This is a genomic window from Pseudomonas sp. KNUC1026 (assembly GCF_021650705.1).
Lineage (GTDB): Bacteria > Pseudomonadota > Gammaproteobacteria > Pseudomonadales > Pseudomonadaceae > Aquipseudomonas.
The window spans coordinates 1921816-1945680 of sequence record NZ_CP087138.1 but is presented as its reverse complement, the minus strand read 5'-3'; the positions used below and the strand labels follow the sequence as shown (position 1 = coordinate 1945680).

At 61.4% G+C, this 23865-nt stretch carries 21 protein-coding genes and 4 pseudogenes; 17 read left to right on the top strand and 8 right to left on the bottom strand.

Features of this window, described 5'->3' with window-relative positions:
- The first annotated feature begins 57 nt into the window (after positions 1-57).
- The 4 genes from LN139_RS08835 to LN139_RS08820 all read left to right on the top strand — a co-directional run bounded on the left by LN139_RS08835 (position 58) and on the right by LN139_RS08820 (position 3881).
- The gene (locus LN139_RS08835; protein WP_236359570.1) at positions 58-1257 is read left to right on the top strand and encodes an NAD-dependent formate dehydrogenase; all 1200 of its coding nucleotides are present in this window, start codon (positions 58-60) and stop codon (positions 1255-1257) included.
- Positions 1254-1721 (top strand): HPP family protein, encoded by a 468-nt coding sequence (locus LN139_RS08830; protein ID WP_236359569.1) that lies wholly within the window; start codon positions 1254-1256, stop codon positions 1719-1721. The genes LN139_RS08835 and LN139_RS08830 overlap by 4 nt, the downstream gene beginning before the upstream one ends.
- A 217-nt stretch (positions 1722-1938) precedes the next feature.
- Positions 1939-3555 (top strand): hybrid sensor histidine kinase/response regulator, encoded by a 1617-nt coding sequence (locus tag LN139_RS08825; RefSeq protein ID WP_442964397.1) that lies wholly within the window; start codon positions 1939-1941, stop codon positions 3553-3555.
- A complete protein-coding gene (locus LN139_RS08820) occupies positions 3552-3881 on the top strand; it encodes a hypothetical protein (protein ID WP_236359567.1) in 330 nt (109 codons plus the stop codon). The genes LN139_RS08825 and LN139_RS08820 overlap by 4 nt, the downstream gene beginning before the upstream one ends.
- Before the next feature lie 6 nt (positions 3882-3887).
- Here the strand turns inward: LN139_RS08820 and LN139_RS08815 are convergent.
- A pseudogene (locus LN139_RS08815) lies at positions 3888-5166 on the bottom strand (Y-family DNA polymerase).
- A complete protein-coding gene (locus LN139_RS08810; RefSeq protein WP_236359566.1) occupies positions 5150-5581 on the bottom strand; it encodes a LexA family protein in 432 nt (143 codons plus the stop codon). The pseudogene LN139_RS08815 and the gene LN139_RS08810 overlap by 17 nt, the downstream one beginning before the upstream one ends.
- A 93-nt stretch (positions 5582-5674) precedes the next feature.
- Here LN139_RS08810 and LN139_RS08805 point away from each other — a divergent pair, with 93 nt between their 5' ends.
- Positions 5675-6343 carry an SOS response-associated peptidase gene (locus tag LN139_RS08805; RefSeq protein WP_236359565.1) on the top strand — a complete coding sequence of 223 codons (669 nt, stop codon included), beginning with the start codon at positions 5675-5677 and terminating at the stop codon, positions 6341-6343.
- Between the two features lie 28 nt (positions 6344-6371).
- Here LN139_RS08805 and LN139_RS08800 read toward each other — a convergent pair whose 3' ends face one another.
- Positions 6372-6830, bottom strand: coding sequence for a response regulator (locus tag LN139_RS08800; RefSeq protein ID WP_236359564.1), 459 nt, complete (start codon positions 6828-6830; stop codon positions 6372-6374).
- A gap of 142 nt (positions 6831-6972) precedes the next feature.
- Between LN139_RS08800 and LN139_RS08795 the strand changes: the two genes are divergently transcribed.
- Positions 6973-7254, top strand: coding sequence for a hypothetical protein (locus LN139_RS08795; protein ID WP_236359563.1), 282 nt, complete (start codon positions 6973-6975; stop codon positions 7252-7254).
- 101 nt (positions 7255-7355) lie between these two features.
- Here the strand turns inward: LN139_RS08795 and LN139_RS08790 are convergent, their stop codons facing one another.
- The 5 genes and pseudogenes from LN139_RS08790 to LN139_RS25550 all read right to left on the bottom strand — a co-directional run.
- Positions 7356-8534: a cellulase family glycosylhydrolase gene (locus LN139_RS08790; RefSeq protein ID WP_236359562.1), complete on the bottom strand. Its 1179-nt coding sequence runs from the start codon at positions 8532-8534 to the stop codon at positions 7356-7358.
- 300 nt (positions 8535-8834) lie between these two features.
- Positions 8835-8969 carry a hypothetical protein gene (locus tag LN139_RS24785; protein ID WP_268944840.1) on the bottom strand — a complete coding sequence of 45 codons (135 nt, stop codon included), beginning with the start codon at positions 8967-8969 and terminating at the stop codon, positions 8835-8837.
- Entirely contained in the window at positions 8939-9196 is a 258-nt protein-coding gene (locus tag LN139_RS08785) for a hypothetical protein (protein WP_236359561.1), read from the bottom strand. Before LN139_RS08785 ends, LN139_RS24785 begins: the two co-directional genes overlap by 31 nt.
- Before the next feature lie 233 nt (positions 9197-9429).
- On the bottom strand, positions 9430-10134 hold the full coding sequence (locus tag LN139_RS25555) for a methyl-accepting chemotaxis protein (protein ID WP_442964421.1): 705 nt from the start codon (positions 10132-10134) through the stop codon (positions 9430-9432).
- Positions 10135-10335: 201 nt separating this feature from the next.
- Positions 10336-11070: pseudogene (locus LN139_RS25550) on the bottom strand (MCP four helix bundle domain-containing protein); the annotation flags it as partial.
- 349 nt (positions 11071-11419) lie between these two features.
- On the opposite strand from LN139_RS25550, the gene LN139_RS08775 reads away from it, so the two are divergent.
- From LN139_RS08775 to LN139_RS08730, 11 genes and pseudogenes are all read left to right on the top strand, one after another.
- A complete protein-coding gene (locus LN139_RS08775; protein ID WP_236359559.1) occupies positions 11420-11923 on the top strand; it encodes a sigma-70 family RNA polymerase sigma factor in 504 nt (167 codons plus the stop codon).
- A 20-nt stretch (positions 11924-11943) separates the two neighbouring features.
- A complete protein-coding gene (locus LN139_RS08770) occupies positions 11944-12888 on the top strand; it encodes a FecR domain-containing protein (protein WP_236359558.1) in 945 nt (314 codons plus the stop codon).
- Between the two features lie 83 nt (positions 12889-12971).
- The gene (locus LN139_RS08765) at positions 12972-15473 is read left to right on the top strand and encodes a TonB-dependent siderophore receptor (protein ID WP_236359557.1); all 2502 of its coding nucleotides are present in this window, start codon (positions 12972-12974) and stop codon (positions 15471-15473) included.
- Between the two features lie 136 nt (positions 15474-15609).
- The gene (locus LN139_RS08760) at positions 15610-16356 is read left to right on the top strand and encodes a YkgJ family cysteine cluster protein (protein ID WP_236359556.1); all 747 of its coding nucleotides are present in this window, start codon (positions 15610-15612) and stop codon (positions 16354-16356) included.
- 39 nt (positions 16357-16395) lie between these two features.
- Positions 16396-16605, top strand: coding sequence for a DUF6434 domain-containing protein (locus LN139_RS08755; RefSeq protein ID WP_236359555.1), 210 nt, complete (start codon positions 16396-16398; stop codon positions 16603-16605).
- Positions 16606-16643: 38 nt separating this feature from the next.
- Positions 16644-16903 (top strand): annotated as a pseudogene (locus LN139_RS08750) (hypothetical protein).
- A 624-nt stretch (positions 16904-17527) separates the two neighbouring features.
- Positions 17528-18379: a prohibitin family protein gene (locus LN139_RS08745; RefSeq protein WP_236359554.1), complete on the top strand. Its 852-nt coding sequence runs from the start codon at positions 17528-17530 to the stop codon at positions 18377-18379.
- A 113-nt stretch (positions 18380-18492) separates the two neighbouring features.
- Entirely contained in the window at positions 18493-18762 is a 270-nt protein-coding gene (locus LN139_RS25545) for an integrase (protein ID WP_442964420.1), read from the top strand.
- 91 nt (positions 18763-18853) lie between these two features.
- Positions 18854-20439 (top strand): annotated as a pseudogene (locus LN139_RS08740) (ABC-F family ATPase).
- 39 nt (positions 20440-20478) lie between these two features.
- Positions 20479-21099, top strand: coding sequence for a LysE family translocator (locus LN139_RS08735; RefSeq protein WP_236359553.1), 621 nt, complete (start codon positions 20479-20481; stop codon positions 21097-21099).
- Between the two features lie 181 nt (positions 21100-21280).
- The gene (locus tag LN139_RS08730) at positions 21281-23860 is read left to right on the top strand and encodes a M10 family metallopeptidase C-terminal domain-containing protein (protein WP_236359552.1); all 2580 of its coding nucleotides are present in this window, start codon (positions 21281-21283) and stop codon (positions 23858-23860) included.
- Positions 23861-23865: the final 5 nt, after the last annotated feature.

Genomic DNA, 23865 nt, shown 5'->3' with positions numbered 1-23865 from the left:
CCCTGCACGCGGCGATCTTCTCCCATAACAAGGAATCGACTCCCATGGCGAAAGTCAGTGTGCGTTCTGTACGACGACCCGGTCACCGGCTACCCCACCCACTACGCCCGCGACGACCTGCCCCGGCTCGAACGCTACCCCGACGGCCAGACGTTGCCCACGCCCAAAGGCCGCGACTTCCAGGCAGGCACCCTGCTCGGCAGCGTGACCGGCGAGCTGGGCCTGCGCACCTACCTGGAAAGCCAGGGCCACACCCTGGTGGTGACCTCCAGCAAGGACGGCGCCGACAGCGCCCTGGACCGCGAACTGCACGATGCCGAGATCGTGATCTCGCAGCCGTTCTGGCCGGCGTACATGACGGCCGAACGCATCGCCAAAGCCCCGAAGCTCAAGATGATCGTGACCGCCGGCATCGGCTCGGACCACACCGACCTTCAGGCAGCCATGGACCGCGGCATCACCGTGGCCGAGGTGACCTACTGCAACAGCAACAGCGTGGCCGAGCACGTGCTGATGATGATCCTGTCGCAGGTGCGCAACTACATCCCGTCCTACAACCAGGTGATCCAGGGCGGGTGGAACATCGCCGATTGCGTGGCCCGTTCCTATGACCTGGAAGGCATGAACGTCGGCACCGTGGCGGCTGGGCGTATCGGCCTGCGCGTGCTGCGCCTGCTCAAACCGTTCGACGTGAAGCTGCATTACCTGGACCGCCACCGCTTGCCCGAGGCTGTGGAAAAAGAGCTCAACCTCACTCACCACACCAGCCTCGAAAGCCTGGCCAAGGTGTGCGACGTGGTGACCCTGAATTGCCCGCTGCACCCTGAAACCGAGCACATGATCAACGCCGACACGCTCAAGTACTTCAAGCGTGGTGCCTACCTGATCAACACCGCGCGCGGCAAGCTGTGCGACCGCGATGCCATCGCCCAAGCGCTGGAAAGCGGCCAGCTGGCGGGCTACGCGGGCGATGTGTGGTTTCCGCAGCCGGCCCCGGCCGACCACCCGTGGCGCAGCATGCCGCACCACGGCATGACCCCGCACATTTCCGGCACCAGCCTCTCGGCGCAGACGCGCTACGCCGATGGCACTCGCGAGATTCTGGAGTGCTATTTCGAGAACCGGCCGATCCGCGATGAATACCTGATCGTGCAAGGCGGTTCGCTGGCAGGCGTGGGCGCACATTCCTACAGCGCCGGCAATGCCACGGGTGGCTCGGAAGAAGCGGCACGCTTCAAGGCCAAGGCCAAGGCATGAGCAGTGCCCTCCAGGCAAGGCCCCGCGTTACGGGGCGCCGTTTGCTGGCGGTGGGCGCAGGGGTGTTCAGCGCCCTGGCGGTGGTGGGTGCGCTCGCACACTTCACCGCCATGGCCTGGGTGATGGGTTCGTTCGGGGCGTCGTGCGTGCTGTTGTACGGTTTCCCCGACGCGCCCTTTTCACGGGCGCGCAATGTGATAGGCGGGCATGTGCTGTCATCGTTCATCGGCCTGGCGGTGCTGCACGGGTTGGGCGACGCCTGGTACTTGATGGCATTAGCCGGTGCGCTGGCGGCGGTGGTGATGGTGGCGACCGACACCGTGCATCCGCCGGCAGGCAGCAACCCGGTGATCATCTTTCTTTATCAGCCGAACTGGTCGTTCCTGCTGCTGCCGACCCTGGCCGGGGCGGTGCTGCTGGTGGCATTGGCCTGGCTGTACCGGCAGGTGCTCAGGCGCAGTTGAGGCGGGCTGTTCGTCGCGCGGCAAGCCGCCCTCCCACTTTGTTGAAGCTACGCAGTTCATCATTCGGTGGGCGGGCAGCTTGCCGCGCGACGACACTTCCCCACTCTGAACTTCAACATAAGTGGCATTTTGACTCCTTGCTGGTTTAAAACTGCACTTTCACGCGGGCGTGGTAAAACGATTTCGCCCCGCGTGAATCCCATGTGCATCAAACCGTATGCTTGGAGAGCGCTCAGTGAGCGAGAAAGTCCGTGTCGACAATGCCGCAGGTGGCAACATTGCCCAGCCCCACAAGGATATTTTCTTTGCGGCGGTAGAAACCACGCGCATGCCCATGATCGTGACCGACCCCAACCGGCCTGACAATCCGATCATCTTCGCCAACCACGCCTTTCTCGAAATGACCGGCTACAGCGCTGAAGAAATCGTCGGCCACAACTGCCGGTTCCTCCAGGGGCCGGAAACCGACCGCGAAGTGGTGAACTCGGTGCGCGAGGCGATCGCGAAAAAGCAGGACATCGCCACCGAGATCCTCAACTACAAGAAAGACGGCTCGACCTTCTGGAACGCGCTGTTCATCTCACCCATCCTCAACGACAACGGCGACCTGATCTACTTCTTCGCCTCGCAACTGGACGTGAGCCGCCGCCGCGATGCCGAAGACGCGCTGCGCCAGGCGCAGAAGATGGAAGCACTTGGTCAGCTCACCGGCGGCATCGCCCACGACTTCAACAACCTGTTGCAGGTGATGGGCGGCTACCTGGGGCTGATCACCTCGACCTTGAACAAAAGCGCCGTCGATGCCGAGCGCATCAGGCGCAGCGTCGAGCACGCCCAGTCGGCAGTCGACCGTGCCAGCACCTTGACCAAGCAACTGCTCGCCTTTGCGCGCAAGCAGAAATTGCAGGGCCGGGTGCTGAACCTCAACCAGATGATCGCCAACATCGACCCGCTCATCGAGCGCACCTTCGGCCCGGAAGTGTCGATCGAGCATGACCTGGAACCGGTGCTCAACAACTGCCGGATCGACCCCACCCAGGCTGAAGTCGCCCTGCTGAACATCCTCATCAACAGCCGCGATGCATTGATAGGCCGGGAAGACCCACGCATTTTCATCGAAACCCGCAACATTTCGGTGAAGGACCTTGCCAGCGGCAACTACGACGGGCTGCTGCCCGGCAACTACGTCAGCATCGCGATTACCGACAATGGCATCGGCATGCCGGCGGCCATTCGTGACCGTGTGATGGACCCGTTCTTCACCACCAAGGAAGAAGGCAAAGGCTCGGGGCTGGGGCTGTCGATGGTCTATGGGTTCGCCAAGCAGTCCGGCGGCGCGGCGCGCATTTACACCGAAGAAGGCGTGGGCACCACGTTGCGCCTGTACTTCCCGGTCGACAGTGGCAGCGTTGCTCACCAGGAGCCGCAGCGGATCAGCGACCAAAAGCAGGGAACCGAGCGCATCCTGATCGTCGAAGACCGGCCGGACGTGGCCGAGCTCGCCAAGATGGTGCTGGAGGACTACGGCTACATCGCCGACATGGTGCTCAACGCGCGCGAAGCGCTCAAACGCTTCGAGGCCGGCCACACCTACGACCTGCTGTTCACCGACCTGATCATGCCCGGCGGCATGAACGGCGTGATGCTGGCCCGTGAGGTGCGGCGCCGCTACCCCGGGGTGAAGGTGCTGCTCACCACCGGCTACGCGGAAAACTCGCTGGAGCGAACCGACATCGGCGGTACCGAGTTCGACGTGATCTCCAAGCCCTGCATGCCCCATGACCTGGCACGCAAGGTGCGCCAGGTGCTCGACGGCCCCAACGGTATCGCATGAAACCGCCCTGCCCGCGCACGCCGGATGGCCGCTATTTCGTGGTCAGAGGGCGGCTGTGGCGCTGTTCCAATCCAGCGCTTGAAACTGAGGAACGTGAACGCCTGGTCCACCAGCTGATGGATGCCAGGCGTGCGGTGAAAATGGCCAAAGGCACGGATGATGCCCAAGCGCTGCGCGGTGCACGGCAGCAAGTGGACGCTGCCAAGGTGGCGTTGGGTGAGCGCGGGCCACCGTGGTGGTCTGACGGAGCACCGGATTTCAACCGTTTCCTGGCAAAGAACACGCCCTATGCCGATTGGTACGCTCAGTTGAGCGCGCCGGCCTGAAGTTGCTCAACGCACCTTCATGAGCTGATCCAGCCGCGTGGTGTAGCTCTGGCTCATCAACTCCTGCCGCATCGCCCACTCCGGGGCACTCGGGAAGGCACCCGTGCGCAGCGTGCCCCTGCCCCAGCGCTGGTTGATCTCATCGAGCACGGCCATGACCTGCTCCGATGCGGCAGGCTGCGAGGCGGCGAACAGATCGTCGCTGTACTCGCCGCGCTGGCACAGCTCCAGCAGCATCACCTCGGCCTTGCTGTAGCGGTAGCCCGGGCGATACAGCTGCTCGACTGCAGTGCAGGCCGCCTGGGTCAGCAGGCGTGTGTCGTCGGTGGGGTACGGCAGCTCTACCACCATACCTGTGGCATAGCGGGCCTCATCGGTGTTGTACATGCCGGTGCGAATGCCCACTCGCAGCTTCTTGCACAGCGAGCGCTGGCCGCGCAGTTTTTCGGCGGCCCGGAAGGTGTAGCTGGCCACGGCCTCGCGAATCGGTGCCAAGTCGCTGAGCCGGTCACCGAACATGCGGCTGCAGCAGATTTCGTGGCGCGGCGGCTCGACCTCCTCCAGCGCCAGGCACGGCGTGCCGGCCAACTGCGCGGGCTGTTTTTTCCAGCACCACGCTGAAACGCTGGCCGAGTGCCCGCGCATCGGCCTGAGCCAAGTCCCACGCGGTGCTGATGCCCAAGGGCGCCAAGTGCGCCTTCATCCGCCTGCCCACCCCCCACACCTCGCCCACATCGCAGTGGCGCAGCACCCAGTCGCGGTAGCTTTGCGAGCGCAGGTCGACCACGCCCCCGGTCTGCTGCTGCCAGACTTTCGCAGCGTAATTGGCAAGCTTGGCCAGGGTTTTGGTGGGACCGATGCCGACCCCGACCGGCAGGCCGGTGTATTGCCTGACGGTGGTGCGAATAGCCCGGCCCAGAAATTCGAGGCTGCCCTGCAGGCCGCTGAGGTCAGCGAAGGCTTCATCGATGCTGTACACCTCAAGCTGCGGCACCAGGCTTTCGATGATGCTCATCACCCGCTCGCTCATTTCGCCGTACAGCGCGTAGTTCGACGAGAACGCCAGGATGCCGTGGCGGCGCAGGATGTCACGCACCTGAAAATACGGTTGGCCCATCTTCACGTGCGCCTTGGCGCAGGCAGAACGCGCGATCACACAACCGTCGTTGTTGCTCAGCACCACGATGGGCTTGCGCAACAGATCAGGGCGAAATACCCGTTCGCAGCTGGCATAGAAGCTGTTGCAGTCGATCAGCGCGTAGGCCGTTTCAGACGCGGGGGGCATGGTCGCGCACGCTGAAGGTGACCACGCCCCAGATCTGCAGCTCGTCGCCGTCGAGGATATAGCGCGGCGGGAAACGGCGGTTTTCGGACAATAGCGCCACCTCCCCGGCCTGGCGGTACAGGCGCTTGCACAGCGGTTCACCGTTCACGGCCGCGATCACGATCTGGCCGTGGGCCGGCTCGATGGCGCGATCCACGATCACCAGGTCGCCGTCATGGATGCCGGCACCGCTCATGCTCTCGCCTTCGATGCGCACCATATAGATGTGCGGCGCACGCAAGCGAAACAGCTCGTCCAGGGAAATGGCCTGCTCGAGGTGGTCGGTGGCCGGCGACGGGAACCCCGCAGGCACGCGGAACGAGTAGACCGGCAGGCGCAGGGCGCCGTGCTGCACAGGAAAGAAGGTGGTGATCATGGGAATGAACTGCGTTACTGTGTATATGTACAGTAAAACGTCCAGCCCGCGTGCGGTCAATAAGCCAGCACGCAAAAGCGATAGGTGGCCTCCGTGTGTGGAAGATTTGTACAAGATCGCAGCCTGGCCGATTACGTCGACTGGCTCGGCGTGCGGCCCGCCAGTTCGAGTGTCGAGGCGGCCGCGCTCGCGCGCTTCAACATTGCGCCTGCCGCCACCGTCAACGTGTTCCATGACCGGGGCGACGGGCTGCTGATTTCAAGCCTGCGCTGGGGCTGGCAGCCACACTGGGCCACCGGCGAGCGCCCGCCACCGATCAACGCGCGGGTTGAAACCGTCGCTACCAATCGGTTCTTCGCAGAGGCCTGGCCGAACCGGCTGTTGGTGCCGGCCACCGGCTGGTACGAATGGGCGCCCGACGCAGACGATCCGAGACTCAAGCGGCCCTACTTTGTGCGGCTGCGAGACGGGGCGCCGATGTTTTTCGCAGCCGTGGGCCGGCCGGGTGAAGGGTTTGTGATCCTCACGGCTTCGGCAACCGGCGGCTTGCTGGGTATTCATGACCGCCAGCCCGTGGTGCTTTCGCCGGAGCTGGCACGGGAGTGGGCAGCTCCGCACACCAGCCTGGCGCGCGCCGCAGTGATCGCCACACGGCTAGGCACCGGTGCCGCGGCCTTCCACTGGTATCCGGTGGGCAAGGATGTAGGGAATGTGCGTAATAACGGGCCGCAACTGCTGCTGGAGTTGCATCGCCCCCACTGACTCCCGCATACCAGGTGGGCTGCAGCCTTTATTGCACGGCGGCTTGCTGCTGCGGCAGATCAGCGAAGCTGCAATGGGCCGCAGCTGGCAATTTTTTCGCAGGCATTGCCTGGCGGCTGGCAGCCAATGCAAGGGCATGCACGATGCGCTCTTCGAACAGGCTCAGCGACCAGGGTTTGGACAACAGGTCGGTAGCAGGCGGCAAGTTGCAGATTTCGGTCATGAACCCGGTACACACCAGCACCGGGATGTGAGGCTGGCCACGGTGGACGTCCCAGGCCAGGTCGCAGCCGGTGGAGCTGCCGGGCGTAAGAACGTCGGTAATCACCAGGCCCCATTGCTGCGGGCATTGCGCGAAGATACGGCGGCCTTCGTCGGCAGTGACCGCCAGCGTGACCTGAACATTGTGATCGCTCAGCACTTCCATCATGAGTTCGCTGAGCAGCGACTCATCTTCCACCACCAGAACCTTGACCTGCTCGCTCATGTCGCACAACCGGATGTAATGTCTCAGAACATTGACGTTGTACGCACTGAATGGTTCAACAAGTTCAGCACCGATGGCCACTTCGGCTGAACGATCTGCCAGGCGCCCAGTCAACCGCGCATCCTCACAGGAGAGCTTGGTAATGGAAGACTTGAACTCAGCATTGGCTACGCTGGACCCGCCGCTCAAACACAAGATCGAGTATCGAGACAAGACGCTGCTCATCGAAATGTGGGACCCGGAGGCCAATGCTTCGGTGAAGCGGAGCATAGAGCCCTGGCAGTACCAGAATCGTGATCTGCTCCACGTTATCGTTCTGCATGCCATCAACGAGCTCAAGATGAAGGGATCACGCGCGCCACTTCAGGTGTTGCCCCTGATCAATGGGCGAAAGATGGAAGCGTCGGATTTCATTGCCGACTGAGCGCGGGCTATTGGAGATATTGAAAAAAGCGCTGGCAGGCTTGCGCCAACGCGTCACAACAAAAAAAGCGGGCGGCTACCCAGTAGCCGCCGCAATAAGGCTCAAGACGCCGAATAGTTCCAGTGGCTCAGCCGTTGGGCAAAGTATGGCGTCACCATCGCGACCGTTGCAGCCTGGTCGGAGCGCTCCAGGCTCATCTTCTCGGTATCCGAACCGGGCCCAGTAATCCACAGGGTCGCCGGCACCTTCTCGACCTTGAGCCGCTCCAGCAGGTTCTTCAAGGCCGTACGGCCTGCGTCGGTCCCTGGCACACCCACTTCCCCAATATAGGTCGCCATCTGATGCTTGCTCGCATAGTCGAACATGGGTGAAAAGATGCCGTAGTCGGCGCTGGTGAAGATGTCGGACTTGATCTGAGTGTTGTCGCCTTCGTAAGCGCCGCTGGAGCTGTTGTTCACATCACCATACCCGTGTACTTCCCAGACGATCGAGTTGGCCGGGTCGACAATCTTTGCCTGCAGCTCATCGGAGTTGGCTTTCCAGTTCCGCGCGCTGGCGTACTGCAACCCGCAGATGAATACCGGCTTGCTGGAGCTGTTGCGCAGGTACTTGAGCACGATGTTCATCGTGTTGATGTACAGCGTTTTCATCCCATCCTGGGTGATGTAGTCGGTGGCATTGGTCTGGTCGTTGTAATACGGCTCGTTGCCCAGCCCCCAACCCAGCACCATCGGGTCGTCGCAGGCCTGCACCAGCTTCTGGTGGAAGTTGGCCAGGTGAATGGCCGACCAGGCTGCGCCGCTGATGCTGTTGTTGTCGTTGATCAACACCGGCTCGGTGGCCTTCCAGCGGTTGCCCTGGTTGCCAGCCTGGTTGGCCGGCAGCAGGCGGCCAGTCATCTTGCCGTTGGCGGTCTCGTAGCGCATCAGGCGCATGTAGTGGTGCGGATCGGGAATGATCCTGGCCTCGCCGTTGGAGTCGGCGCGAATCCAGCCCAGCAGTTCCTTCCACTTGCTGACGAAGGTGGTGTCCAGGCTCGCGCCCTGCCCTGGCAAGCCTTCGTTGGTAAGGTTGATGGCCTTTTGCACTTCGAACGGAAAGCGGATCAGGCGCACGCCACGTTGCTTCACCCACAGGGTGATGGTGTCGCGGGTGGGCCAGAAGTAATGGGTGCCCGCCTCGCCCGGCACGATCTGCCCTGCGTTGGCGTGGGAACCCAGATTGATCCCCAGCAGGGGGATGTTGGTCAGGCTGTTGATGCCAGTGCTTGAATTAGCCATGGGGTATTACCTCGAAAGTGAGTTTCAGGTTGGGTGTTACGGTTTTCCTGAGCCCGGAACGCAAAAGCCCCGGCCGAGGCCAGGGCTTTTCTTGGGCACAAAAAACCCGGCTCTAGGGCCGGGTTGCTTGGCCATTCCTGGCTGGATGCAGGAATGACACGATGGGGAGAATTTCCCCTTGTGATGGAAGCTGTCAAGCGCCGATTGCGCGAAGGCCTGGAAAAACTTTGAGGAGTGCGCCTTTCCCTGGGCGACTCAGTGCCGGTATCGAAACAAAAAGGGGCAGCAGCGCCCGCCCCTTCAGCGCTTGCCGGCGAGCTCGGTCACCATCTGCTCGAGGTGGCTGATCGTCCACGGCTTGTTCAGCAATTTGATGTTATCGGCGGCCAGGATGTCGTCCTGCTCTAGATAACCACTGGAAATGATGACAGGCACTCGGGCCTCAGTTGCTGGATGTCCCTTACCAGATCGGAGCCGGTGCTGCGGCCGGGGGTGAAGAAGTCGGTGACCACCAGTGCCCAGTGCTCGGGGGCGCTGGAGAACTTCTCCCGGCCCTCGTCTGCGGTCTGGACGGTGGTGACGTTCAGGCCCAGGCCTGAGATCACGTCAGTCAGCAGCTGCCGAGCGATAAATTCATCTTCAACGATCAATACATTGTCCACGGGACGATCTCATTAGCTCAGGCAATCGCTGATCGGACCGGGCGACATGGGAACGGTTCCCGACGGGGCAGCTGTTTCGAGGCGGGCCGACGGGCAGCAGCAACGCTGCCAACCCGTGTGACCCGAAAGCGCCTCGCCTGCGCCCAGACAATGTCTGGCGACAACACGCCGGCACAGGCGCAACTGCCTGTGCCGGCTCGACGCTTGAAGCTTGAAGCCTGCCAGCTCACAGATCAGAGGCGGAAGCGGCCGACCAGGTCGGTGAACGATGCCGCCAGGCGGGACAGTTCCTGAGCCGACGCCGTTGTCTGATGGGAGCCGGCGGCGGTCTGGGTAGAGAGGTCCTGGATATTGACCAGGTTCTTGTCTACCTCACGGGCCACGTTCGCCTGCTCTTCACAGGCAGTGGCGATGATCAGGTTGCGGTCGTTGATGTCGGCGATGCCTGAGGCGATCGACTCCAGTGCGTGGCCGGTCGCCGTCGCCAGCGTCTGGGTATCGTTCACCAGCGTCTGGCTCTTGGCCATGGAAACCACCACCTGATCGGCACGCGCCTGCACGCCGCTGATCATCTGTTCGATCTCGACGGTCGAAGACTGCGTGCGCGCTGCCAATGCGCGTACCTCATCGGCCACTACCGCAAAGCCACGGCCCTGTTCACCGGCACGGGCCGCCTCGATGGCAGCGTTCAGGGCCAGCAGGTTGGTCTGCTCGGCAATGCCGCGGATCACATCCAGCACCTTGGCGATATCCTTGACCTGCCCGGCCAACTGCTCGACGGCGTCGGAGGAGGTACGGATTTCCCCGGTTGCGTTGTCGACGGCCGCGACGGCTTCGCGTGCCTGGCCAACGCCCTGGTTCGCCTGCTCGCGCGCGGCCTTCGAGGCCTGCGACGTGGACACGGCATTGCGTGCCACCTCATCCACCGAGGAGGTCATCTCGTTTACCGCGGTCGCAGCCTGCTGGATTTCGTCGTTCTGGCGCAGCAGGCCACGGCTGCCATCTTCAGTCACCGAATTCAGCTCTTCAGCGGCCGAGGCCAACTGGCCGGCGGCGTCGGAGATCTGGTGCAGAGTGCTTTTCAAGCTGTCCTGCATATCGCTGATGGCATTGATCAACTGGCCGGTTTCATCCGAGCGGTCGCTGGTTTCTTTCTGGCTCAGGTCGCCTTGCGCCACTCGCCTCGCCGCGATCACCGCCTGGTTGATCGGATTACTGATCAGGCGGCTGATCAACAGGCCCAGCGCGAACGCGACGATGAACGCAATGAAGATGCCGACGTACAGGACGGTCGTGACCTGGCGCTCCTGGACTGCAGCGTCCGCAGCACCTTCGCCGATCTGGCGGTTATTCGATTCGACCATGATGCTGAGCTCGCTCATTAAATTGTCATAAGACCGCGCCAACTCGCCCGACAACAACGCGCGGGCCGACTGCAGGTCGCCGCTTTGCGACAACCTCACCACCTGCTGCAACTTGTCTTGATAGGCAGGCCATGACTTTTCAAGGCGATCACCCGCTGCACGCTCATCATCTTCAAGAGGTGTCGCCCGATAAATGGCGAACGCCTTTTCACTGGCAGCGCGGGCGGTGTCCATGGCCCGAATGATGTCATCCTGGGCGGCCTTGGGTGATCCTTCGGCGACCGCAGTGATCAACGAATAAAGAAGGCGCTGTTGAGCGATGGCCTGGCTTTTGGTCTCAGCCGTCTTGGCCACGGACACCAGGTTGTTGGAAAACACCAATCCCAGGCTCTCAGCCATCTGGCTGACACCCCGGCTTCCCAGGACGCCGATGGCAAGTGTGATCAAAGCGGACATGGCGAAAGCCATCATCAGCTTTGTGGATAAGCGGGCGTTGTTCAGGAAGCTCATGTATTTCTCGAATGGAGGGCACGTTTCACACGTATCGACACCTCTTTTGAATTATTTAATTATATTTCCATCCTCAATAGATATTTCATATATTGAACGATATTTTAAATCGTAACGATTGCGATCGGCTCACAGTGATTGCGCTGCAAAGTTGCTGCACATGGTCAAAATCCTTTCTGAATAAAAAAGCAGCGCTGTCGGCTTTTTCAGGCATGCCGTTCAAGGCAACCCTTTCAACGGTGGAGGGTGCAGGGCATATCGCCCTTCGCGCTCGCCCTCTGGTATCTTGCGTCCGTAACGGGTGATAATGCGACGGATTATCATTAGTGCCTTGATCGGAAGGATCGACATGCCCGGCGCTCACTCAATCGAAGAGATCTACGTCAACCATCACGGCTGGTTGCAAGGCTGGCTTCGTCTTCGCCTCAAAAACGCGGAAGATGCGGCGGACCTGGCCCATGACACCTTCTTGCGTGTGATCCAGCGCCGCCAGATGCATGCGGTCTGCGAACCGCGCCCTTACCTGCGCACGATTGCCCGGGGCCTTGTCATCGACCTCTGGCGCCATCGCGACATCGAGCAGGCATGGCTGGAAACACTCGCCCAATTGCCTGAGGCACATGTGCCGTCACCGGAGGCCAGTTCATTGGCCATCGAGGCGCTGGTGGCCATCGATCGGCTGCTGGATGAATTGCCTGAGCGCGCACGCACGGCATTTCTGATGGCAAAACTCGACGGCCTGCCCTGCCCGCACATCGCTGAACGTCTTGGCGTTTCGCTGGCCACGGTAGAGCGCGACCTTGCCAAGGCATTGCGCCATTGCTACCGAATTGCGTTCGAGGGGGCGCCGTGACGAAGGAGGCTCTGGCGCCTGTGCCAAACGAGGTGGTGGATCAGGCCATCGAGTGGTCGATAAGGGTGATCTACAACCCGGCGGATGAGCCGACTCGCCTGGCATTCGAGCATTGGCTGGGGGCCGCTGAAACCCATCGCGTGGCATGGGCCCGCCTGCAGAGCCTGGGTGGCCGGTTTGACGCAGTGCCCGCCGGCCTCACTCGCATGACGCTGGAAAAACTGCCGAAGGCCCGTTTGCAAAGGCGCCAGGCGCTGAAGCTGCTGTCGCTGCTCGGCGCAACGGGGCTGGCAGGCTGGGCAACGCAGGCAAGCAAACCCTGGCACAGCCTGATGGCCGACTTCGATACTCGAGTGGGCGAGCATCGCCAGTGGGCGCTGGCTGACGGGAGCCTGCTCGAGCTCAATACCAATAGTGCGGTCAGGGCGCTGTTCCATGGCCAGGTGCGCACTATCGAACTGCTGCGTGGGGAGCTCTACCTGATCAGCGGCAAGGACACCGCCTCCCCTGTTCATCGGCCATTGCGCGTGGCTACGCCTGTGGGCCAGTTCGAGGCCCTGGGCACCCGTTTCAATGTGCGCCTCTACGACCAGGCCTGCCGCCTGGGTGTCACCGAAGGTGCGGTGCGCATGCAGCCCAGCGCCGGCGAAAGCACCATCGCCCATGCAGGGGAAATCTGGGAGTTGAACAGTCACGGCGTTCAGCGCCAGCCCGGTATCGCGGCAGAAGCCGCTTCTTGGGTAGATGGCCTGCTGACCGCACGGAACATGCCACTGGCCGACGTGCTGGCCGAGTTCAGCCGCTATCGCACCGGTTATCTGGGCTGCGCAGCGGATATCGGCCAACGCCCCGTGACCGGCAACTTCAACTTGAGCAATATCGATACGACACTGGCCTTTCTGGCACAGGCTCAGGGTTTGCGCCTGCACTCATTGACTCGCTACTGGGTGCGCCTGAGCGCCTGAGGCGCGAAAAAGCTCGGCTCGTGAGGGGGTTTCGAATCTCGCCCGGCATACAGATCAGAACCCTCTCTTGCTCGAGATTTATCGTGACCCATTACTCCCCTCTACGCATCGCCGTTCGCCAGGCTGTCCTCCTTCTGGGGCTGGGGCTTGCCACCCTCCCCCACGCCAACGCTGCGGGCAGTTTCACCAGTTCGGCTTATGACTTGTCCATTCCGGCAGGTTCAATGGATGCAGCCATCACTGAACTGAGCCGGGTAACCGGCCTGAACATCGTCTTCGATACGGCAGACCTTGCCGCGCAGCGCAGCCATGGAGTACGCGGGCATTACAGTGTCGAGCAGGCATTGAAGTTGATACTGGCAGGCACCGGCCTGCAGGCTCAGCCCCTGAGCCAGGGGGGCTATCAATTGGTGCCGGCGCCTGACAACGACGCAAAAGCGGGCATCACTCTGGCGCCAACCGAGGTGGTGGGTTTGGCGTCACTGGGCGAAATGACCGAGAACAGCGGCGCCTATGCAACGGGCCTGGCGCAGGTGGGCGGCAAGTCCGAGCAAACCCTGCGTGAGATTCCGCAGTCCGTTACCGTCATGACCCAGCAGCGCCTCAAGGATCAGCAGCTGCATACCCTTCGGGACACGCTGGACCAGACCACCGGCATTACCCTGACAGGCGGCAACGACGCCAACACCACTATTTTCTCCCGAGGTTTCGCGCTCACCAACGTGCAGACCGATGGCGGTGCTGCCGGCCTTCGACAGCAAAGCTATGACAGCCTTCCGGACATGTTGCCCTACGACCATGTCGAGGTGCTGCGAGGCTCCGATGGCCTGTACGGCGGCACTGGCGACCCCGCTGGCACCATCAACCTGGTACGCAAGCGTGCGCTTGACCATAACCAGGTCGTCTTGCAGACCTCCGCCGGCAGTTGGGACAATTATCGCCAGGAAGTCGACGTGACCGGCCCCATGGGCTTTGACGGCAAACTGCGCGGGCGTGTTGCGATGGCGTATGAAGACAAAAAAGGGTTTTACGACAACTACGACAGCGAAAAACACATCGTATTCGGGACCCTCGAAGCCGATGTCACACCGGACACACTGGTGACCGTGGGCGGCACCTACGAGTGGCGAGACATCGACGGCTACTGGGATGAGGGCCTGCCACGCTATGTCACCGGCGAGCCCCTCGACCTGAGCCGCCACACTTCCACCAGTGCCGCCTGGTCTACCGGTAACTTCAAGCGCACCGAAGGCTTCATCAAGTTGCAGCACCAGATCAACGATAACTGGAAGTTCAACACCAGTTACACCAAGAGCAAGTTCGAAAGCCACGCCGACCTCGGCCAGTTGGAAGGGCCGATCGACCCTACCGTGACCAATGGCGGTACGTTCCAGCAGTTCGTGCGCGACTACTCCAATAACCAGGACCTGGTCGACGTCAACTTCGACGGCCATTTCGACGCCTTCGGCCGCACTCACGAGTGGATCGTCGGTAGCGACTATACCCAGAGCCGCCGCACCTACGCCGACCATAGCGACTTCGCTGCAGCGCCTGCCGTCGATCCGTATTCCGACATTACCTCCATGCCCAAAGGCGCAACGCCGCCGCTGTATTACGACACCCCGTCATGGGTGGCGCGCAAGACCGGTGTTTATACGACACTCAAGGCACAATTGACTGATCCGCTGAAACTGATCATCGGTGCCCGCTATACCGACTACAACGGCTTCAACCAGGTTCTGGTTCCGTCGGTCAACGCAAACACCACACGCGGCGGCAAGGAAAGCGGGATCATCACGCCCTACGGCGGCCTGGTTTACGACCTGGGCAACGACTGGTCGCTTTACACCAGCTATGCGCAAATCTACAAGCCACAGACCGAGTTCATCGACAGCTCCTTCGCCCCGCTCAAGGCCATCACCGGCAGCACTTACGAGTTCGGTACCAAGGGTGAGTTGCTCGATGGCCGGCTGAATGTTTTCTCTGCGCTGTATTACATCAAACGCGAGAACGAGGCCATCCTGGACTTCTCGGGTTCAGGCCCCGGTGGCAATCAGAACAACTGCTGCTATAGCCCTTCCGGCGAGATCGTCAGCAAGGGTATCGACACCGAAGTCAGCGGGGAGCTGCTGCCCGGCTGGATGATGAGCGCAGGCTACACCTTCAACATCAACCGCCAGACCAGCGCCGCCAGCGCTGCCAGCCAGAACAAACCGATCAGCACCCAGACGCCGAAACACTTGTTCAAGTTCTTCACCACCTACCAGTTGCAAGGCCCATTCGAGCGTTTCAAGGTCGGCCTGGGCGCCACCGTCCAGAGCGCCAACTACGTCAGTGGCTCGGTGCAACGTCGCCTGGCGGACGGCTCGCTCAGCAATGCAGTCGACGACTACAACTACATCCAGGCCGGGTACGCGGTGTGGAACAGCCTGGTCGAATACCGTATCGACCAGCACTGGACGGCGGCTGTGAACGCCAACAATATCTTCGACAAGAAGTACTACCAGACGGTGGAGTCCAGTTCGTACGGCAACTGGTACGGTGCGCCACGTAACTTTGCATTGACGCTGCGCGGGAGCTTCTGACGCTCGAGGCTGTTGGCCATCGAGCAATGGCCGACAGCCTCGTTTTACTTGGAGCACATGACCGAGCCGATATTAAAAAACCGGATCGTGCAATCGGTGGCTATCATTCTGAATACGCCCTCACCCTGAGCATGAAATGACTGAGACTGCCGAGCAAGCCAACGACGCCCGCTTTGCCTGCGTAGGATGTGGTGCCTGTTGCCGGGGCCGCTTCGTGCCGCTGACGTTGGCGGAAGCTGGCCTCTGGCTGCGCCGGGGGCATTCCGTCGCTGTATTGCTCGAAGCGTTCGATGAAACGGCGTGGCCACCGGAGGCCGCAGAGTTCGGCTACAACCGGTTACGATCAGCGCCGGTTCAATGTGGATCGGGCTTTGTGGATGTGATCGCCATTCTGGCCGCCAACGTCATCCCCCAGTGCCCCAACCTGGGGGCTGACAATCGCTGCGGCATCTACCACGAGCGGCCTTTGGTGTGCCGAATCTATCCCGCAGAAATCAATCCATTCATCTCCCTGGCCCCATCGGCCAAGGACTGCCCGCCTGAAAGCTGGGGCCAGGGCGAGCTGCTCGGCTCGGACCGGGAACTGACCCAGCAGATCCTGCAATCACGCCAGGCAGACCGGGACGATGCGCAGCTCAAGGTTGAGCTGTGTGAAACGCTGGGCATGACCGTTGCTGCATGGAAAGGCGATGGTTTTGCGATCTACCTGCCTGCGATAGGCGACATGCTGGCTGCGTTCGAGCGGCTGGGCACCGGCGCCAGGGCTCAGCGCCCCTGGCATATCGCAGCACGAAAAGCTGAATTGGTAGGTGATCTTCAAGCTCGCGCGTTTGCAGTAGAGGCAGGCACGAGCGCTGATTACGTTTTCCATGAGCTGCACTGAAGCGATGCCCCTGCAACCCTATCCCCGCGGAGCAACTCCATGCCGTTCGACTGGCACTCAGGCCCCATCACCCGCGATACACCCGTCGACGACAGCTACCGCAACACCCAGGCGGTTCGCCGCTTCCTGACCGCCCAATGCGGCAGCGGCTTTGCTTTCAACCGGCCCTTCATGGCCTGGATCAGGGACGGGTCGACGAAAACCATGGGGGATGTGGCGGATGAATGGGTGAGGCTGAGTCAGAAGTAGCGGCTGGATCACTTGTTTGCCGCCCCCCCGCCATGCCAATCCCAACCCCAACCGATACCGCCGAGCTCCTCAAAGGGCTCAACGGCGGAGCCTTTGCCAGCCAGGTCGGCGAAAGCCACAGGATCGAGATCAAGCACTAGCTGGCCTACAAGGTGCCGACCAAGCGCGGTGATCGTAGCGAGAACACCAGCCTCGACACGCCCATGCATGTCGGTACCGGCGGCAAGGTGAACCTGTTCGAGAAAAGTACGACCAGCGGTTCAGCCGTGACAAAGCCCCCGTCAAACCCCGGAACTGATCGAGGAGCCGCTTGATGTCCCTCACCAGAAATACGGCCAGGTGAGTATTACATGGGCTTCTATCTAACTTTCTATAACGGAGACCACTGGACAACTTCTAATGAGTGCGTCAAATTTCAAGTCGAAACTTTTTCGAAAGAAACCCGAGACTCATAAGTTCAATTGCATCAGCAGCGTCGATACTAGGAGTGTTCCGATTTGCGGCTCAACTCCTTTACAAAACTATTAAAGCCTAGATTATATCAAGCATCCAGGTCCAAATAGGGTGACTCTTGGCAAGTAATGGGATGGCTTGAGCAGATCCACGCTTCGGCTACACCCTCTCCCCTGTTCGACGACTGCGTTGGCGCAACGATATCTCTACCGACCAGATTGCTGCTGATATCAATTGCTGCCGTGCAGGGCGACTGACGCCTCTGGCGTCGTTGATCTGATGCGCCAGCGCCGCGCCAATGCTGCTTCAGCCTGATCCATTCCCAACCTATTGAGCCCACCGGCGCCCGGCGGGCGGAGTTATGCCCCATGCGAGTTCTATCGATGCTGATCGGCGCCTGCATTCTCATTGCCCTCGTGATCTACGGCGGCTTCTGCTTCTACCAACACATCAGAGGAATCAAAAAACCATGAAAAAGATTGTCGGCCTTTCAACTGCTGGCTTGCTGGGAGTCATTCTGCTGTGCGTCTCCTTCGGCAGCTGGTACACGGTGGACGAAACGGAGCGCGGCGTTCTGTTGCGCAACGGGGCCGTGGTGGGGGTCGTGGAGCCAGGGCTGAGCTTCAAAATGCCCCTCATCGAGTCCGTTCGTTTCATCAGCGTGCAAAGCCAAGCTACCAAATACCCGAACCTGCAGGCTTATTCCAAGGATCAGCAAACGGCGAAGCTGCAGGTGTCGGTCAGCTGGCATATCCCGCCGAGCGAGGTAGCGAAGGTTTACACAAGCTTCAAGGACCTGGACGGGATCAGCGACCGGCTCATTGCCAGGCAGATCCCCACGCAGGTTGAAAACGTTTTCGGCCAGTACACAGCGGTATCGTCGGTGCAAAACCGCGGCCAATTCGTCGCTGATTTGACCAAAGCGATCCGTGGATCAGTAATCGGGCCGGTAGCCATCGACAGCGTACAGGTCGAGAACATCGACTTCAGTGACGATTACGAGCGATCCATTGCCCTGCGCATGAAAGCTGAAGTCGAGGTCAAGACGCGCGAGCAGATGTTGCAGACCGAGCAGGTACAGGCCCAGATCCGTGTAACCCAGGCACAAGCAGAGGCCGACGCAAGGGTGGCCCAGGCCAAGGCGGATGCCGAATCGACCCGCCTGCGCGGGAATGCTCAAGCTGAGGCCATTCAGGCCAAGGCCAAGGCGCTGGCCAGCAATGAAAACCTGGTGGAGTTAACCAAGGCCGAGCGGTGGAATGGAGTACTGCCAACCACCATGCTGCCGAACAGCGCTGTACCGTTCATCGAAGCCAATTGAATCACGCCGGCCCCAAATGGGGCCGCGCTCTTCTGTCGCCCCGAACGCCCCGCAGATGCGTCGGGCCTGCGGCCAGGCCATCCGAAGAAGATGAGTTCGAAATCTGAGTTTGCCTGCAGCCCATTGTGTTTCCGCCAGCCAAGGGTGGGCTGTGGATCAGAGAGCCAAGTGTTACAATCCGCCATATCAAGGACGCACAGAAGGCTTTGGGCATCGGCTCAAGGCGTCAGTACGACACTCGGCACACCTACGCGACCATGTGCCTGATGGCCGGTATGAATCCCGCATTCATCGCAATTCAGCTCGGGCACAGCGTAGAGATGTTGCTATCAACCTATGCCAAATGGATCAGCTCAGCCTCCAACTGGCTTGAGCTCGAATAGCTGCCAGCGCGAATCGAATCGGCCCGGAATTGGCCCAAAGCGTTCGGTAGCCTCACATATCATCGCTGTAACCCACACGCAGGATAAGCTCTTGATCTCCACCGCCAACATCACCATGCAGTTCGGCCCCAAGCCGCTGTTCGAGAACGTCTCGGTCAAATTCAACAACGGCAACCGCTACGGCCTGATCGGCGCCAACGGCTGCGGCAAGTCGACCTTCATGAAGATCATGGGCGGCGACCTGGTGCCGTCCGGCGGCCAGGTGATGCTGGAGCCGAACGTGCGCCTGGGTAAACTGCGCCAGGATCAGTTCGCCTACGAAGACTTCAGCGTGATCGACACCGTGATCATGGGCCATGAGCAGCTTTGGAAGGTCAAGGCCGAGCGCGACCGCATCTACAGCCTGCCGGAGATGAGCGAAGAGGACGGCATGAAAGTCGCCGAGCTCGAATCCGAATTCGCTGAAATGGACGGCTACACCGCCGAATCCCGCGCCGGCGAGTTGCTGCTGGGCCTGGGCATTCCGCTGGAGCAGCATTTCGGGCCGATGAGCGAAGTCGCGCCGGGCTGGAAGCTGCGGGTGTTGCTGGCCCAGGCGTTGTTCTCCGACCCTGAAGTGCTGCTGCTCGACGAGCCGACCAACCACCTGGACATCAACACCATCCGCTGGCTCGAGGAGTGCTCACCACGCGTTCGAGCACCATGGTGATCATTTCCCACGACCGCCACTTCCTCAACAGCGTCTGCACCCACATGGCCGACCTGGATTACGGCGAGCTGCGCCTGTTCCCCGGCAACTACGACGAATACATGACCGTCGCCACCCAGGCCCGCGAGCGCCTGCTGTCCGACAACGCCAAGAAGAAAGCGCAGATCGCCGAACTGCAACAGTTCGTGAGCCGCTTCTCGGCCAACGCCTCCAAAGCCAAGCAGGCCACCTCGCGTGCGCGCCAGATCGACAAGATCCAGCTCGACGAGGTCAAGCCGTCCAGCCGCGTGAGCCCGTACATCCGTTTCGACCAGACCAAGAAACTGCACCGCCAGGCGCTGACGCTGGACAAGGTCGCCAAGGGCTTCGACGGCAAAAAACTCTTCAGCGGTTTGAACCTGCAGGTCGAGGCTGGCGAGCGGGTCGCGATCATCGGCCCCAACGGCATCGGCAAGACCACCTTGCTGCGCACCCTGATGAACGAGCTGGCACCCGACCAGGGCTCGGTGAAGTGGGCCGAAGCGGCAGAGCTGGGCTATTACGCCCAGGACCACGCGCACGACTTCGAAGCCAACGACACACTGTTCGAGTGGATGGGCCAATGGACCCAGGGCGAGCAGAACATCCGCGCAGCACTCGGGCGCATGCTGTTCTCGGCCGACGACATCCAGAAGTCGGTCAAGGTGCTTTCCGGGGGTGAACAGGGCCGCATGCTGTTCGGCAAGCTGGCCTGCCAGAAGCCCAACGTGCTGGTGATGGACGAGCCCACCAACCACCTCGACATGGAATCGATCGAAGCGCTCAACCTGGCGCTGGAGCACTACCCGGGCACGCTGGTGTTCGTCAGCCACGACCGTGAGTTCGTGTCGTCACTGGCCACGCGCATCATCGAGCTGTCCGAGAGCGGCGTTACCGACTTCAGCGGCACCTATGATGACTACCTGCGCAGCCAAGGCGTGATCGTCTGATAAACCCGGTGCTGCGCCAACCCGAAAAGGAGCCTTCGGATGTCGCTTGCCACTCTGCTGTTGTTCATACCGGCGTGTTTTGCGCTTAACCTCGCGCCGGGCCCGAACAATCTGCTGTCTCTGAATAACGCCACCCATTACGGGTGGCGCACTGCGTGCCTGGCGGGCCTTGGCCGCCTGGCGGCGTTCAGCGCGATGATCGCGCTGGCAGCGGTGGGATTGGCCACGGTGTTGATGGCTTCGCAATGGGCCTTCACCCTGGTCAAGACAGCAGGCGCGCTGTACCTGCTGTGGTTAGCCGTGCAGCTATGGCGCGCGCCGGTGCCGGAGCAGGTGAGCCTCGGCAGCCCTGGCGCCGCAAGCCTCGCAGGCCTGATGCGCACCGAGCTGCTGGTGGCCGCAGGCAACCCCAAGGCCATCCTGATTTTCACCGCCTTCCTCCCCCAGTTCCTGCAACCGGGCGAGCCTGTTCTGCCGCAATTTGCGCTGCTGGGCGTGTTGTTTCTGCTGCTGGAGTGGGTCGCCATCGGCCTGTACGCCTGGCTAGGCGTACACGCCAGGCGCTGGCTGGCCACTCGCCGCGCACGCCGGTTGTTCAACCGGGCCAGTGCCACGTTACTTGGCGCAGCGGGGGCTGGCTTGCTGCTCGCCAGGCGTTGAAACCTCTTGTTCATGCTTGCGCTGACCAACGGCGAAAACGAAAAACCCTTTGCTCTGTCAAAGCGTTGGCTGTGAATCCACAGCAAGGCGCTAAAACGCCCACTTTTTGACGCACGCCGCGCGGCGCGCGGGCTGGGGCCCGTGAATGCCGGCCCGGCCCGAATGGATGACGGAGCAAGCGATGATCTTCAATGTGAAAGACTACGGGGCAGTGGGCGACGGCGTAACCGACGATACTGCGGCGATCCAGGCGGCGGTCGATGCAGCCTCCGCCGCAGGTGGCGGCCAGGTGGTCGTGCCCAAAGGTACCTACATCGTCTCCGGGCACAATGAGCCGTCCGACGGCTGCATCATGCTCAAAAGCAACGTGTACATGTCTGGCGCAGGCATGGGTGAGACCACCCTGAAACTGGCTGACGGCACGAACATGGCCATCACCGGCATCGTGCGCTCCGCCTACGCTGAGGAAACTCACGACTTCGGCCTGTCGAACATCACCATCGACGGCAACCGCGAAAACACCAGCGGCAAGATCGACGGCTGGTTCAACGGCTATGCGCCGGGCAAGGAAGGCAAGGATTCGAACGTTACCCTCGACGGCGTCGAAATCAAGAACTGCGAAGGCTACGGCTTCGACCCGCACGAACAGACCGAGAACATGGTCATCCAGAACTGCGTGTCGCACGGCAACGGCCTGGACGGCTTCGTGGCCGACTACCTCTACGACAGCACCTTCAAGAACAACGTGGCGTACGGCAACGACCGCCATGGCTTCAACATCGTCACCAGCACCCATGACTTCACCCTGGAAGACAACGTTGCCTACGGCAACGGTGGTGGCGGCATCGTGGTGCAACGCGGCAGCGAAGACATTCCCTCCCCGTACAACATCACCATCACCGGTGGTGAGGTGTACGGCAACGCCGCCGAAGGCGTGCTGGTGAAGATGTCCAACCATGTCACCGTCGACAGCGTCAATGTGCACGACAACGGCACCGCCGGCGTGCGCCTGTACGGCAGCAGCAACGTGACCGTCGAGAACAACACCCTCACTCACAACGCGCAGACCAGCGCAGTGCCTGAGGTGATCGTGCAGTCCTACGACGACACCAAAGGCGTGTCGGGCAACTACTACAACGGCTCCGACAACATCATCAAGGACAACACCATCACCGGCAGCGACAAGTCCACCTACGGGATCGCCGAGCGCAACGAGGATGGCACTGACCGCAACGCCCTGATCGCCAACACCATCAGCCACACCAGCAAAGGCAGCACCCTGGTGTACGGTGACGGCAGCTATGTAAGCGACACCGTGCCACTGAATGTGATCAACGGCACCGACGGCAATGACAACCTGGTTGGCACCGCCGATGCCGACCTGATCGTCGGCGGCGCCGGCAACGACGTCATCAACGGTGTCAGTGGCAATGACATCATCGTCGGCGGCGCCGGTGCCGACATCCTCACCGGTGGCAAAGGCGCCGACGTGTTCCGCTACGAAGCGATCACCGACAGCTATCGCACGGCCACCTCGAGCCTCTCCGACACCATCACCGACTTCAACCCCAGCGCCGACAAGATCGACCTGGCAGGCCTGGGCTTCACCGGCCTTGGCAACGGCAAGAACGGTACCCTGCAGATCAGCTACAGCGCAGCCACCGACAAGACCTTCGTCAAGAGCCTGGATGCCGATGCCAGCGGCAACCGCTTCGAGATCGGCCTGAAGGGCAACCTGGTGAGCACACTGACTGCCAGCAACTTCGTGTTCGAACACGTGATCACCGGCACCAGCGGCAACGACAGCCTGGTCGGCAGCGATGGCGCCGAAACCTTTTATGGCCTGGCGGGCAACGACACCATCGTGGGCGGCGGCGGTGACGACATCATCGTCGGCGGCGCAGGTGCCGACACCCTGACCGGCGGTGCCGGCCGCGACACCTTCGTCTACAACTCGCTGCAGGACAGCTACCGCAACTACGGCGCCAACCCGGTCGACCAAGGCGATGACATCACCGATTTCAACGTAAGCTCCGACAAGATCGACCTCTCCGCGCTGGGCATCACCGGCCTGGGCGATGGCCACGGCAGCACCGTACAACTGGTGCTCAACAGCGCCGGCACCAAGACCTACCTCAAGAGCCGCGACGAAGACGCCAACGGCAACCGCTTCGAACTGGCACTCGATGGCAACCACATGAACGACCTGACCGCAGGCAACTTCGTGTTCGCCAGCCCTTCGGGCAAAGTCATCACCGGTACCAGCGGCAATGACGTGCTGATCGGCACCAGCGGCAACGACACCCTCGTCGGCGGCCTGGGTGCGGACAAACTCACCGGCGGCGCGGGCGCCGACATTTTCCGGTTCGACACCATCACCGACAGCTTCCGCAACGCCACAACGAGCAAAAGCGACCTGATCCTGGACTTCGACGCGGGCCAGGACAAGATCGATGTGTCGAAGTTGGGCTTTACAGGGCTGGGCGACGGCAAGAACGGCACTTTGCAAGTGGTGTACAACGCCAGCAGCGACCGCACCTACCTCAAGGATCTCGATGCAGACGCCAATGGCAACCGCTTCGAGTTGGCACTGGCGGGCAACCACAGCCAGGACCTGACGGCGAGCCAGTTCGTGTTCGCTGCCTCAGCCCCTGCCGAGACCACCCCTACCGCGCAGGCAGCGGGTATTGCCCCCGCTGCCGTAGCTGCGGAGGTGACGACTGTAGGCGTAGATGAGTCCCACCACACCACCACTGCCTGATGTGG

What these genes read in the sequence shown, in the direction of transcription:
- LN139_RS08830 (WP_236359569.1), top strand. Translation starts at nt 1,254, where the DNA reads ATGAGCAGTGCCCTCCAGGCAAGGCCCCGCGTTACGGGGCGCCGTTTG.
- LN139_RS25555 (WP_442964421.1), bottom strand. Translation starts at nt 10,134, where the DNA reads ATGACCTCCTCGGTGGATGAGGTGGCACGCAATGCCGTGTCCACGTCG.
- LN139_RS08745 (WP_236359554.1), top strand. Translation starts at nt 17,528, where the DNA reads ATGAAAAAGATTGTCGGCCTTTCAACTGCTGGCTTGCTGGGAGTCATT.
- LN139_RS08825 (WP_442964397.1), top strand. Translation starts at nt 1,939, where the DNA reads ATGCTTGGAGAGCGCTCAGTGAGCGAGAAAGTCCGTGTCGACAATGCC.
- LN139_RS08735 (WP_236359553.1), top strand. Translation starts at nt 20,479, where the DNA reads ATGTCGCTTGCCACTCTGCTGTTGTTCATACCGGCGTGTTTTGCGCTT.
- LN139_RS08730 (WP_236359552.1), top strand. Translation starts at nt 21,281, where the DNA reads ATGATCTTCAATGTGAAAGACTACGGGGCAGTGGGCGACGGCGTAACC.
- LN139_RS08795 (WP_236359563.1), top strand. Translation starts at nt 6,973, where the DNA reads ATGGAAGACTTGAACTCAGCATTGGCTACGCTGGACCCGCCGCTCAAA.
- LN139_RS08760 (WP_236359556.1), top strand. Translation starts at nt 15,610, where the DNA reads ATGACTGAGACTGCCGAGCAAGCCAACGACGCCCGCTTTGCCTGCGTA.
- LN139_RS08790 (WP_236359562.1), bottom strand. Translation starts at nt 8,534, where the DNA reads ATGGCTAATTCAAGCACTGGCATCAACAGCCTGACCAACATCCCCCTG.
- LN139_RS08800 (WP_236359564.1), bottom strand. Translation starts at nt 6,830, where the DNA reads ATGAGCGAGCAGGTCAAGGTTCTGGTGGTGGAAGATGAGTCGCTGCTC.
- LN139_RS08810 (WP_236359566.1), bottom strand. Translation starts at nt 5,581, where the DNA reads ATGATCACCACCTTCTTTCCTGTGCAGCACGGCGCCCTGCGCCTGCCG.
- LN139_RS08820 (WP_236359567.1), top strand. Translation starts at nt 3,552, where the DNA reads ATGAAACCGCCCTGCCCGCGCACGCCGGATGGCCGCTATTTCGTGGTC.
- LN139_RS08755 (WP_236359555.1), top strand. Translation starts at nt 16,396, where the DNA reads ATGCCGTTCGACTGGCACTCAGGCCCCATCACCCGCGATACACCCGTC.
- LN139_RS08775 (WP_236359559.1), top strand. Translation starts at nt 11,420, where the DNA reads ATGCCCGGCGCTCACTCAATCGAAGAGATCTACGTCAACCATCACGGC.